We start from the raw sequence: 12,252 nt of genomic DNA on the forward strand, positions 1-12,252 counted from the left end.
CGGGTGCCGCCGGTCAGGGGTGCGGGAGCTCGGTGACCCGGACCCCGAAGGTGCCCTCGGCGACGCGGGCCCGGAGGTCTTCTTCCGGGGTCACCTCCGACGGGTCGCGGACCACGGTGCCGTCGGCGCGTTGCAGCACGGCGTACCCCCGGCGGAGGGTGGCCGCGGGGGAGAGGGCGACCACGCGGGCCAAGGTGTGGGAGAGGTCGGCGTCGGCCCGGTCGAGCGCGTGGCGCAGGCCGCGCCGGGCGCGGTCGACGCGGTCCGCGACCTCGGCCGCCCGGTCGTCCACCATCCGGTACGGCGCCGCCATCGACGGGCGGCTGAGCGCCGCGGTGAGGCCGCGCTCCTCGCGGTCCAGCAGGCCGCGGATCACCCGCAGCGCCCGGTCCCGTACCAACTGCACCCGGGCCAGCTCCTCGCGGACGTCCGGCACCACCCGTTTCGCCGCGTCCGTCGGAGTGGACGCGCGCAGGTCGGCGACGAGATCGAGCAGCGGGGTGTCGGGCTCGTGGCCGATCGCGGACACCAGCGGCGTACGGCACTCGGCGACCGCCCGTACCAGCCGCTCGTCGGAGAACGGCAGCAGATCCTCCACGCTGCCGCCGCCCCGCGCCACGATGATCACATCGACCTCGGGGTGCGCGTCCAGCGCCCGCACCGCCTCGATCACCCGCGGCACGGCGGTCGCGCCCTGCACCGGCACATTGCGCACCTCGAAGCGGACGGCCGGCCAGCGCAGCCGCGCGTTCTCCCGCACATCACGCTCGGCGGCCGACGCGCGGCCGGTGACCAGCCCGATGAGCTGCGGCAGGAACGGCAGCGGCCGCTTGCGGTCCGCCGCGAAGAGCCCCTCTGCGGCCAGTGTCTTCTTCAACTGTTCGAGCCGGGCCAGGAGTTCGCCCATCCCCACCGGGCGGATCTCGACCGCCCGCAGCGACAACTGCCCCCGCGGCCCGTACCACTCGGGCTTGGCGTGCACCACGACCCGCGCGCCCTCCCCGACCACCTCCGCCACCTGCTCGAAAACCCCGCGGAAGCAGGTGACCCCGATCGAGATGTCGTGCGAGGGGTCGCGCAGCGTCAAGAACACCACCCCGGCCCCCGGTCGCCGCGAGAGCTGGGTGATCTGCCCCTCGACCCACACCGCGCCGAGCCGGTCGATCCACGCCCCGATCAGCCGCGACACCTCGCCGACCGGAATCGGCGCGTCCGCCGAGGTGTTCAGTGCCATACCCGCACCCTAGTGCGCCCCACCGACACGACTGCCTGCCTGTCGGACCCGCCCCGTACGATGGACGCCATGACCACCGAAGCTCCCCGCCGCGTCCTCCTCGCCGCCCCCCGCGGGTACTGCGCGGGAGTGGACCGTGCCGTGATCACCGTCGAGAAGGCGCTCGAGCAGTACGGCGCCCCGGTCTATGTGCGCAAGCAGATCGTGCACAACAAATACGTCGTGCAGACCCTGGAGAAGAAGGGCGCCGTCTTCGTCGACGAGACGGAGGAGGTGCCCGAGGGCGCGATCGTGATCTTCTCCGCGCACGGCGTCGCCCCGGTCGTCCACGACGAGGCCGCCGAGCGGAATCTCGCCTCCATCGACGCGACCTGCCCGCTGGTCACCAAGGTCCACAAGGAAGCCGTCCGCTTCGCCGACTCCGACTACGACATCCTGCTCATCGGCCACGAGGGCCACGAGGAGGTCGTCGGCACCATGGGCGAGGCCCCGGAGCGGATGCACCTGGTGGACGGCCCCGCGGACGCCGCCAAGGTCACCGTCCGCGACGAGTCCAAGGTGGTCTGGCTCTCCCAGACCACGCTCTCGGTGGACGAGACGATGGAGACCGTCGACGCGCTGAAGAACCGCTTCCCGAACCTGCTCTCCCCGCCCAGCGACGACATCTGCTACGCCACCCAGAACCGGCAGGTCGCGGTGAAGGAGATCGCGGCCGAGGCGGACCTGGTGATCGTGGTCGGCTCCCGCAACTCCTCCAACTCCATCCGGCTCGTCGAGGTCGCCCTCCAGGCCGGCGCCACCGCCTCCTATCTGGTGGACTTCGCCGAGGAGTGCGACGATGCGTGGCTGGAAGACGTCCGTACGGTAGGTGTCACATCAGGCGCGTCCGTGCCGGAGATCCTCGTCGAGGGTGTGCTGGAGTGGCTGGCCGCACGCGGTTTCGGCGAGGTGGAGGTGCTGCGGTCCGCCGAGGAGTCCATTCAGTTCTCGCTGCCGAAGGAACTCCGCCGGGATCTGCGTGCCGAGCTCGCCGACCGGGCAGCTACCAAGAGGTGAGCTTTTTCGCTGCCCCTTAACGTGGAGGCCATGAACGTGTTCGGTGTGGACATCGGCGGTACCGGTATCAAGGGCGCTCCGGTCGACCTCGACAAGGGGGATCTGTCCGAGGAGCGCTTCAAGGTCCTGACCCCGCAACCCTCCACCCCCGAGTCGGTGATCGAGGGAGTGCAGGAGGTCGTCACGCACTTCGGACACACCGGCCCGCTCGGTGTGACCTTCCCCGGGGTGGTGGTGGACGGTGTGACCAGGACCGCCGCCAACGTCGATCAGGGCTGGGTGGGATTCGACGCCCGCACCAAGATCAGCGAGAAGCTCGGCCTGCCGGTGGTCGTGCTCAACGACGCCGACGCCGCCGGGGTCGCCGAGATCACCTTCGGCGCCGGACGCGGGCGGGGCGGCACCATCATCCTGCTCACCCTCGGCACCGGGATCGGCAGCGCCATCTTCGTCGACGGCCGCCTCGTACCCAACACCGAGCTCGGCCACCTGGAGCTGCACGGGCACGACGCGGAGAAGAAGGCCTCGGCGAAGGCGCGCGAGGACGAGGACCTGAGCTGGCACCACTGGGCGCACCGGCTGACGAAGTACCTCGCCCACGTGGAGATGCTCTTCTCGCCCGACCTCTTCGTGCTGGGCGGCGGGGTCAGCCGCAAAGCCGAGAAGTTCGTACCGCTGATCGAGGGAATCAAGGCCGAGATCGTTCCCGCGGAGCTTCAGAACAACGCCGGGATCGTCGGCGCCGCGATGGCCGCAGCAAAGCTCTGATCCCGACGATCATCGCGGCCAGCACGGTGCCGGTGTAGAGCCAGCCGGTCAGCAGCGCCAGACCGGTGAAGACGCCCAGCAGATGCCCGACCAGGCCGCCGCCGCCGCCGTCCGAGGTCAGCAGGATGCCGGCCGCGAAGGCGATCGGCGCGGCGACCGGCGCGGCCACCAGGTCGTAGGGGCGCACGTAGACCGCGCCGACCACGCTGATCAGCACGAAGACCAGGCCGAAGAGGAGGCCGGGGCCGTTGAAGACCGTCGCGTCGACGGCCCCGCCCAGCACGGTCACCGCCGTGGTGAGCAGGCCGGTGCCCAGGCCGGTGAGCCGGGCCCGGGGCGGCCGGACGGACCTAAGCCGGCGCAGCAGCCCGCTGAGCGGGCGGGCCGGGCGCGGCGGCGGGTAGGCCTCCGGCGGGACCTCACCGGTGGGCCCGGGTGGTGGCGGGGGCGGCGGTGTGCGCGCAGTGTGTTGATCCACCTACTCACAGTAAGTGTGGCGGATGGGTGACCGCAGCGCGGGACACGCGATGTCGCCCGGCTGGGCCCGCGCCGGCCGCAGCGCGGGGCGGCCGTGAACGCGCGGCGGGGCCGGTGGCGTGGGCTTGGGCGGGTGTGCGGCGCCCGGGCCGGGACGCGCGGCGGGGCCGGGGCGGTGCGGCCCGTAAACTGGGGGCCGTCTCGCACCCTCTTCGCTCGCTACGGGAAGTCGCCACGTGTCGCTCAGCATCGGAATCGTCGGCCTGCCGAACGTCGGCAAGTCGACCCTCTTCAACGCCCTGACCAAGAACGACGTCCTGGCGGCCAACTACCCGTTCGCCACCATCGAGCCCAACGTCGGCGTGGTGGGCGTCCCCGACCCCCGGCTGCACAAGCTCGCGGAGATCTTCGGCTCGGCCCGGGTGCTGCCCGCCACCGTCGACTTCGTGGACATCGCCGGCATCGTCCGCGGCGCGTCGGAGGGTGAGGGGCTCGGCAACAAGTTCCTGGCGAACATCCGTGAGTCCGACGCGATCTGCCAGGTCATCCGGGCCTTCAAGGACGAGAACGTGGTCCATGTCGACGGCAAGGTCTCGCCCAAGGACGACATCGAGACCATCAACACCGAGCTGATCCTGGCCGACCTCCAGTCGGTGGAGAAGGCGATCCCGCGCCTCACCAAGGAAGCGCGGCTGCAGAAGGAGAAGGCGGCGGTGCTGGCCGCCGCCGAAGCCGCCCAGAGCATCCTCGCGGCCGGCGACACCCTCTTCTCCCACGGCATCAGCGGCAGCACGGAACAGGGCCTCCTCCTGCGCGAGCTCCACCTGCTGACCACCAAGCCGTTCCTCTACGTCTTCAACGTCGACGAGGACGAGCTGGTCGACGAGGCGTTCAAGGATGAGCAGCGCGCCCTGGTCGCCCCCGCCGAGGCGATCTTCCTCAACGCCAAGCTCGAATCCGACCTCGCCGAACTCGACGACGACGAGGCGCTCGAACTCCTCCAGTCCGTCGGCCAGCAGGAACCCGGCCTCGCCACCCTCGCCCGGGTCGGCTTCGAAACCCTCGGCCTCCAGACGTACCTCACCGCCGGCCCCAAGGAATCCCGCGCCTGGACCATCAAGCGCGGCGCCACCGCCCCCGAGGCGGCCGGCGTCATCCACACCGACTTCCAGCGCGGCTTCATCAAGGCCGAGGTCATCTCCTACGCCGACCTCCTCACCACCGGCTCCGTCCCCGAAGCCCGTGCCAAGGGCAAGGCCCGCATGGAGGGCAAGGACTACGTCATGCAGGACGGCGACGTGGTCGAGTTCCGCTTCAACGTGTAGTTGCCTCTGCGGAAGGTCGCCTGACCTGCGACGAAGCGGGTCAGGCCGTGCTGCTGTCCGCTGCGGTCCGCAGGAATTCAGATCGCCGATGTGTGCGGGGCGGACCGTTTATTGAGAGTTCCCGTTCAGCGAAACGGAGGAAGCGGCTGTGCGTACGTTGACAGTGTCCGGGCTGGCTCTCACGCTGATGCTCGGCGCCGCCGGATGCGATGCCTCGCACCAGCGGGCCGCGGCGCCCGGCGCGAAGGCCGTGCATGGGACCGCCGGGACCCCCCTGCCCTCCGGCTCCGTTGGGGCCTCCGCCGGCGACGCGGCGGGCAGGGCGGTCGTCGCGATGGTCGACCGGGCGGATGCCATGGACTCGGTCCACGTGGTGACGGTGCAGCAGCGGAGCACGTCGAAGGTCACGATGAGCGGGCTCATCGCGTGGGGCGGCGCGGGCGAGGGCACCGATTACACGGTGGCGCCCTCGGCGATCGGCATGCAGGGGCTGAACCACCAGGACCGTACGGAGATGCGGACGGTGAACGGGTCGGAGTATGTGCGGATCGACCCGATGCCGCCCGGTCCCTACAAGGGCAGGACGTGGATCCGCTTGAGCCTGTCAACACTCGGCCAGGGCACTGCGGACGCGATGGCGGAGGCGCTGGAGCACAGCCCGGTGCACCGCCTGTCGCTGATGCCGTCGAGCGGGCCGGTGACGCTGATCGGGCGTGAGACGGTGGATGGTCGACCCGCGGTCCACTACCGTGGCACGGAGCCGGTAGACCCCCGGATCGTCGCGTCGCGGAAGGTTCCGGCCACTCAGCGGGTCGACGTGTGGGTGGGGGCGGACGGGCTTCCGCTCCGGATGATCACCGACGACGGGGAGCAGCGCAACACCCAGGACTTCACCGGCTTCGGCGGTCTCAAGCACATCCAGGAGCCGCCCGCCGTGCAGACCGTCGACGAGTCCGCAGCCAAGGGGACCACTGCCTGAGGCGCCCCAAGCCGGCGGTCCCTCACCCGCGCAGCGTCGTCGCGGGCCTAGCCGCTGCGTCACGGAGTTCTCCGGCGGGGCCGACCGACCTCCGCAGGACACCCGTAAAACGCCGGCGGCAACTGACGTTGTGCGCAATCAATCGGCCGCACCCGGCTCCGCGCTCGTGATAACCGGACCCGCGGGGACCGTCCAACGGAGATTGTCGATGATCAGACGGTGCGGAGGACAGGGGCGGGTTTGAGGTCCTGGGCGTCGATGAGGGTGCGGATGTCGTTCGGGTCCGAGGTCCAGATGATGGCGCCGAGTCCGGCTGCCATGGTTACGACGGTGGCGTCGACGATGTCGGAGGTGCCTGCCTTGCCACAGAGGATGCCTGCGGTCTTGGCGGTTTCGAGGCCGACGGGTACGACGTGGCACCCGGCGAGAAACTTGCCGAGTCTTACCTGGCGGCGGGAGTCCCGCCAAGCCTGGCTGACGACGATGGATGGGATGTGGATGTCCCGGCCGTCGTCCAGCGCCAGACTGTGGCGCGCCCACATGCGCCGGTCGTCGTTGTCGATGGCGATCAGTACACCGGCGTCGTACAGGTAAGGGATATTCACGCGGCCGAGGCTCCCGCGCCGCTGAGGTACTCGGCGTCGGCGTTGGCCAGGTCCGCGCGGGCGGCGGCGAGCTCTTCCGGTGTGAAGGCGCCGTGCTCCGCCTGCCACTCCCGGATGACGGCCCGGCCGGCCCGCAAGCGCAGCTCACGTTCGGCTGCTCCGGCAACGAGGCGGGAGAGTGGGATGCCTTCTTCCTCGGCGGCTCCGGCCAGGGCTTCGACCAGGGCTTCGTCGAGAGTGATAGTCACCTTCTTGGTAGCCATATAACAACCATACTCTGGTATGCCGTTTGCTCGTTGGCCCATGGATCAGACGCCGATGAGGCAGGAGAGCTTAGGTGTAAGCCCTCTGACCTGCGGCGGAGCGTCCCGGGTGGCGACCGGGTGCATCGCGGACGAATCCGTCGCCCGGTCAGGCTGCGGGGCGGGCTCCGGCTCCTCTGAGCCGGGCCCTGTGTCTTTCCGGGGGCCGATATTGCGAGGTAACGTAAGATGCAATCTACGTAAGAATGCATCTACGTTTAGCCTCCCGGGGAGCGGCTCATGGAGTTCCGAGGTCGGGCCGGTGATCTTGAGCTGCTGGCTGAGCAGTACCGGATCGTGGCAGAGGGCGGCGGGGCCACTCGGGGGCGGGCGGTGATCATGACGGGGCGGCGTCGCGTGGGGAAGTCGCGGCTGGTTCAGGAATTCTGCGACCGCTCGGCGGCGCCGTATGTGGTGTTCCAGGCCACCCGGGGGCGTAACCCGGTGACGGAGCGGGCCGACTTCGCCGCGACGCTCACCCATGCGCCGCTGCCAGGGGCGGAACTGGTCTCCGGCCTCCAGGCGCAGGACTGGAACCAGGCCCTGCGTTCGCTGGCGCTCGCGGTACCCGATGACTCACCCAGCATCGCGGTGATCGACGAGGTGCCTTGGCTGGTCGAGCAGGATCAGGAATTCGAGGGGGCGCTCCAGACGGTCTGGGACCGTCACCTGTCAGCGAAACCCGTGCTTCTGCTGCTGGTCGGCAGCGATACCTCGGTGATGGAGGCACTGCAGTCGTACGGACGCCCGTTCTTCGGCCGGGCGGCGAAAATGACCGTCCATCCCCTGAACCTCGCCGACGTGCGGGCCATGACCGGACTCGACGCGGCGGGGGCCGTCGACGCCCAGTTGATCACTGGCGGATTCCCCGAGATCGTGCAGTCGTGGCGGCCGGGAATGGGGCGGAAAGACTTCTTGCGGGCGTCGGTCACCCATCCGCTCTCGCCCCTGTTGGTGGCCGGCGAGCTGTCCCTGCTGGGCGAATTCCCCGAGGCCTCGCACTCACGGGCGGTGCTGGAAGCGGTCGGCAGTGGCGAGCGCACCTTTAGCGCGATCGCGGCCCAGGCCGGCGGTGCCGGCGCGCTCCCGTCCGGCACGCTGTCCCCGCTGCTGGCCGCGCTCCAGGCCAAGCGGGTCCTGGCCGCTGATCTCCCGCTCTCGGTCACGCCGGACAGCAAGAACAAGCGCTACCGGATCGCCGACCCGTATCTGCGGTTCTGGCTGGCGTTCCTGGCCCGCGCGATCCCGCTCATCGAGCGAGGCCGCGGCGAGGTGGCGCTTGAACGCATCGAGCGGTCATGGACCACTTGGCGCGGGCGGGCGGTCGAGCCGCTGATCCGCGAGTCCCTGCTGCGGCTGATGCCCAATGACGAGTGGCCCGAGACCGAGGCTGTCGGCGGTTGGTGGAACCGGCGGAACAACCCCGAGATCGACCTCATCGGCGCGGACCGCGAGCCGGTGGCCCGGCAGGTCTCCTTCGTCGGGTCGGTCAAGTGGCTGGAGACCCAGCCCTTCGGGCGTCACGATTACGACGCCTTGGTACGCGCCATGCCCGCCGTCCCCGGCACCACCCCGGACACCCCCCTGATCGCGGTTTCCCGCTGCGGAGTGACCGATGATCTGCCGCTCACCGCCCACTGGGGCCCGGAGGACCTCGTCCGCGCATGGCAGCCCCGCTAGGCCGTGTCTGACAAATAGCGTCGTCCGCCCGCAGGGCGGGGCCCGCGGCGTCTGGTGCGTGCGCTCGCAAGGCGGAGGGTCGTCCTCGTAGTGGGCCTACTCGGACGACTCCGACAACGCAGCGAGCGTGCGTGCCAGGCGTCGCGGGGCAGGCGGGATTTGTCAGACACGGCCTAGCCTCAGCGTTTCGTTTGCGGTGGCGTCCGGATCTTGAGCGGGAACGCGAAAGTGCCTTCTGAGCTGGGATGATGAGGCTTGTCTAGGGCTTCCGTCACCACAGCGAGAAGGCACTTTCTGCGTGCACACTACCGGGTCACGCCCCCAGCTCATCGTGTCAGCCGAGGGCCGCGGGGTGGTCAGCCACGCTGGGTCCCGGCTGCTGGCCGACCTTGCCGATGCCACCGGCCTGACAGCGGCATTCACTGACACGCTGCGCCGGCTGCGGCCACGTGGCACCGGGCACGACCCGGGCAGGATCGCAGTAGATGTGGCGGTCATGCTCGCCGACGGCGGCCAGGCCATCTCAGATCTGGCACTGCTGCGCGACCAGGCGGACGTGTTCGGCCCGGTCGCCTCCACCCCGACCGCCTGGCGGATGCTGGCCGGCCTCGACCCGGCTGCACTCGCCGGGCTGCGCTCGGCCAGGGCCGCCGCACGCGAAGTCGCCTGGCTCCAGGCCGCCGAGACCAGGACCGGCATACCGGCGGCCCGCGCAGGTGGACGCGACCTGCCGGGCCTGGTCCTGGACATCGACGCCACCCTGGTCACCTGTCACTCCGACACGGAACAGGCGGCACCCACATACAAACGCGGCTTCGGCTACCACCCGCTGCTGTGCTTCCTGGACAACACCGGCGAGGCCCTGGCCGGACTGCTGCGGCCGGGCAACGCAGGCGCCAACACCGCCAGCGACCACATCACCGTCCTCGACCACGCCCTGGCCCAGGTCCCCGACACCCACCGCCACGGCACCCCGATCCTGGTCCGCACGGACAGCGCAGGCGGCGCGAAACCCTTCCTCACCCACCTGCGCGCCCTGCGGAACCGGGGCATCCACACATCCTTCTCCGTGGGATACCCGGTTACCGAACCGGTCCGCCGGGCGATCCGGGCCCTGCCCGACCGGTTCTGGCACCCCGCCCTCGAACAGGACGGCACCCTGCGGACAGGCGCCGGGGTCGCCGAACTGACCGGCATGATCGACCTGACTGGACACCCCGACGGCACCCGGATCATCGTCCGGCGCGAACGCCCGCACCCCGGCGCACAGCTGTCCCTGTTCGACCTCGACGCCGGCATGCGCCACCAGGCATTCCTCACCGACACCCCCGTCGGCGAAGGCTCCCTGCAGTATCTGGAGGTCCGCCACCGCGGCCATGCCCGCGTCGAGGACCGCATCCGCTGCGGCAAGACCACCGGCTTCGGGCGCTTCCCCTCCCGCCACTTCGCCATCAACACCGCGTGGCTGGAGCTGGCCCTGACCGCCATCGACCTGCTCGCCTGGGCCCAGACCCTCCTGCTGGACGGCGAACTGGCCGCGTGCGAGCCGAAGAAACTCCGCTACCGCCTGCTGCACGCAGCCGCCCGCCTCACCCGTGGCGGGCGACGTCTCCACCTACGGATCGCCTCCACCTGGCCCTGGCGCCACGAGCTGACCAGGGCATTCACCCGCCTTGCGGCCCTGCCCAGGCCAGCCACCTGAACGATGACACCGCCCTGACCACCACGACCCGAGGACCCCCGGAGCACCCGACCCAGCGTCGGGCCAAAACCATGCCCACCCAGCCACAAACGGCGCCGACCACCGAAAAGAGACATCAGCCCAACTCAGCCGACCCCAAACGAAACAGCGAGGCTAGCTCCGCCGGCTCGGCGGTCCGCACTGGGCCGCCATCCCCCACGGCACCGGCATCCCGAGAGTCGATCGGCACCGGGACCGCCACCAGCACCGGAGGCGATGAAGGGGCGGGGATGCTCGCGGCGCGGTGTCCTCGCCGTCCGTGGCTCCGGTCAGGTTGGCGAGTTGTTCGTTCGGGAGTCCGCTCATGGAGGCTGCTGCCGGAGCGGGTGCGGTGAGCACGAGGGCGGGATTCGACTTCCAGGGACAGCAATATGAAGATCATCGCAATCGAAGAGCACTGGAACAGCGTCGCCATCCGCGACGCGCTCGACCGCCTGCCCCGACGAGCTGAACGTCTTCGGGAGCGAACCAGGTGCGATCGGGGTCGTACGGGGCCGTGGTCACCACGAGGTCCGGCTCCGGACGATTTCGGGCGTCGAGGCGAATCGTCATTTCCCGGCCGACCCTGAAACCCGCCGGGGCCTGCTCCATGAGGGCGACGGTGAGCAGGGTGACGATCTCTCCGTGCCCCCACCTCCGCGGCCACGTCGCGAAGACCAGCGCTCCGTCGATCAGCTCGGTGTGCCGCGGCGCCTCGGGAAGGCGGTCCAAGTCCTCCGCGAACCACCCCTCCGCGCGCGGCGGGCGCATCCAACCGGGCAGTGCGGTCATGGCACAACCCCAGCGATCCGAGTTCCCGACCAAGAGGCTTCGTGAGCGGCGCCAGTCGACGCGCTCGCCGGTGGCCTCGCCGGAGGGCGGCGGGGGTCGGGTGTGCAGGGATGCTGTTGGGGTGGTTAAGAAAACCGCGATGGACCTCGCGGCGGGGGATGGGCACATTGGAGGGCGTAGCGCGCGACGCGGCTATATCCCCCTCCTCAGGAGCGCACCGTGAAGGCCCTGGTCAAGAAAGACGCCGCACCCGGCCTGTGGCTCGCCGACGTGCCGGAACCGGTGGCCGGGCCCGGTGACGTGCTGATCAAAGTCCTGCGCACCGGCATCTGCGGCACCGACCTGCACATCCGCGCCTGGGACGGATGGGCCCGGCAGGCCGTCTCCGCCCCGCTCGTGCTCGGCCATGAATTCGTCGGCGAGGTCGCCGGGACCGGCCGGGACGTGACGGGCATCGCCGTCGGCGACCTCGTCAGCGGCGAGGGCCACCTGGTCTGCGGGACCTGCCGCAACTGCCTGGCCGGCCGCCGCCACCTGTGCCGGAGCACGATCGGTCTCGGCGTCGGCCGGGACGGCGCCTTCGCCGAGTACGTCACCCTGCCCGCCTCGAACGTCTGGGTGCACCGCACCGAGGTCGACCTGGACATCGCCGCGATCTTCGACCCGTTCGGCAACGCCGTGCACACCGCGCTCTCCTTCCCGCTCGTCGGCGAGGACGTACTGATCACCGGCGCGGGCCCGATCGGCATCATGGCCTGCGCCGTCGCCCGGCACGCCGGGGCGCGCAACGTCGTGATCACCGACATCAGCGCGCCGCGCCTGGAACTGGCCCGCAAGGCCGGCGCCGACCTCGCCGTGGACGTCTCGCGCGTCAGCATCGCCGAGGCCGGGGCCGCCATCGGCCTGAAAGAGGGCTTCGACGTCGGCCTGGAGATGTCCGGCCGCCCCGAGGCCATGCGCGCGATGGTCGACAACATGACGCACGGCGGCCGGATCGCGATGCTGGGGCTGCCCGCCGAGGAGTTCCCGGTCGACTGGTCGCGGATCGTCACCTCGATGCTCACCATCAAGGGGATCTACGGCCGCGAGATGTTCGAGACCTGGTACGCGATGAGTGTGCTGCTGGAGCGGGGCCTCGACCTCAGCCCGGTGATCACCGGCCGGTACGGGTACCGGGACTTCGACCGCGCCTTCGACGAGGCGGCCACCGCGACCGGCGGCAAGATCATCCTCGACTGGACCGGCTGAGCGGCCGGCCCACCGCCCCGCCTCGCCCACCGCCCCGCCCGACCCGCGCCCAGCCCCAGCCCCAGC

The 12,252-nt window shown here is 70.5% G+C and carries 11 protein-coding genes and 1 pseudogene; 7 read left to right on the forward strand and 5 right to left on the reverse strand.

What is annotated here, in order from left to right:
- Positions 1-13: 13 nt before the first annotated feature.
- A complete protein-coding gene (gene xseA / locus OG519_RS22635; protein ID WP_405586917.1) occupies positions 14-1,234 on the reverse strand; it encodes an exodeoxyribonuclease VII large subunit in 1,221 nt (406 codons plus the stop codon).
- A 69-nt stretch (positions 1,235-1,303) separates the two neighbouring features.
- Between xseA and OG519_RS22640 the strand changes: the two genes are divergently transcribed.
- Entirely contained in the window at positions 1,304-2,290 is a 987-nt protein-coding gene (locus tag OG519_RS22640; RefSeq protein WP_405586920.1) for a 4-hydroxy-3-methylbut-2-enyl diphosphate reductase, read from the forward strand.
- Between the two features lie 30 nt (positions 2,291-2,320).
- Positions 2,321-3,058: a polyphosphate--glucose phosphotransferase gene (ppgK, locus tag OG519_RS22645; protein ID WP_405586923.1), complete on the forward strand. Its 738-nt coding sequence runs from the start codon at positions 2,321-2,323 to the stop codon at positions 3,056-3,058.
- Here ppgK and OG519_RS22650 read toward each other — a convergent pair.
- Positions 2,979-3,536 (reverse strand): DUF6542 domain-containing protein, encoded by a 558-nt coding sequence (locus OG519_RS22650; RefSeq protein ID WP_405586926.1) that lies wholly within the window; start codon positions 3,534-3,536, stop codon positions 2,979-2,981. The two genes, ppgK and OG519_RS22650, sit on opposite strands and share 80 nt — an antisense overlap.
- A gap of 235 nt (positions 3,537-3,771) precedes the next feature.
- On the opposite strand from OG519_RS22650, the gene ychF reads away from it, so the two are divergent.
- Positions 3,772-4,860 carry a redox-regulated ATPase YchF gene (gene ychF, locus OG519_RS22655; protein WP_405586929.1) on the forward strand — a complete coding sequence of 363 codons (1,089 nt, stop codon included), beginning with the start codon at positions 3,772-3,774 and terminating at the stop codon, positions 4,858-4,860.
- A 148-nt stretch (positions 4,861-5,008) separates the two neighbouring features.
- Positions 5,009-5,839, forward strand: coding sequence for a hypothetical protein (locus tag OG519_RS22660; protein ID WP_405586932.1), 831 nt, complete (start codon positions 5,009-5,011; stop codon positions 5,837-5,839).
- 212 nt (positions 5,840-6,051) lie between these two features.
- Here the strand turns inward: OG519_RS22660 and OG519_RS22665 are convergent, their stop codons facing one another.
- Together OG519_RS22665 and OG519_RS22670 are read right to left on the reverse strand one after the other, a co-directional pair.
- Positions 6,052-6,444 (reverse strand): twitching motility protein PilT, encoded by a 393-nt coding sequence (locus OG519_RS22665; RefSeq protein ID WP_405586935.1) that lies wholly within the window; start codon positions 6,442-6,444, stop codon positions 6,052-6,054.
- On the reverse strand, positions 6,441-6,707 hold the full coding sequence (locus OG519_RS22670; protein ID WP_405586937.1) for a hypothetical protein: 267 nt from the start codon (positions 6,705-6,707) through the stop codon (positions 6,441-6,443). The genes OG519_RS22665 and OG519_RS22670 overlap by 4 nt, the downstream gene beginning before the upstream one ends.
- 279 nt (positions 6,708-6,986) lie before the next feature.
- Here OG519_RS22670 and OG519_RS22675 point away from each other — a divergent pair, with 279 nt between their 5' ends.
- Positions 6,987-8,426, forward strand: a complete 1,440-nt coding sequence (locus tag OG519_RS22675) for an ATP-binding protein (RefSeq protein WP_405586940.1) — start codon at positions 6,987-6,989, stop codon at positions 8,424-8,426.
- A 298-nt stretch (positions 8,427-8,724) separates the two neighbouring features.
- Positions 8,725-10,128, forward strand: coding sequence for an IS1380 family transposase (locus tag OG519_RS22680; protein ID WP_405586942.1), 1,404 nt, complete (start codon positions 8,725-8,727; stop codon positions 10,126-10,128).
- A gap of 480 nt (positions 10,129-10,608) precedes the next feature.
- Here OG519_RS22680 and OG519_RS22685 read toward each other — a convergent pair.
- A pseudogene (locus tag OG519_RS22685) lies at positions 10,609-10,938 on the reverse strand (Uma2 family endonuclease); the annotation flags it as partial.
- Between the two features lie 219 nt (positions 10,939-11,157).
- Here OG519_RS22685 and tdh point away from each other — a divergent pair.
- Complete coding sequence (gene tdh / locus OG519_RS22690) at positions 11,158-12,186, forward strand: L-threonine 3-dehydrogenase (protein ID WP_405586945.1); 1,029 nt, start codon at positions 11,158-11,160, stop codon at positions 12,184-12,186.
- The last annotated feature ends 66 nt before the right edge of the window (positions 12,187-12,252 follow it).

This window comes from Streptomyces sp. NBC_01190 (assembly GCF_045039895.1).
Lineage (GTDB): Bacteria > Actinomycetota > Actinomycetes > Streptomycetales > Streptomycetaceae > Actinacidiphila.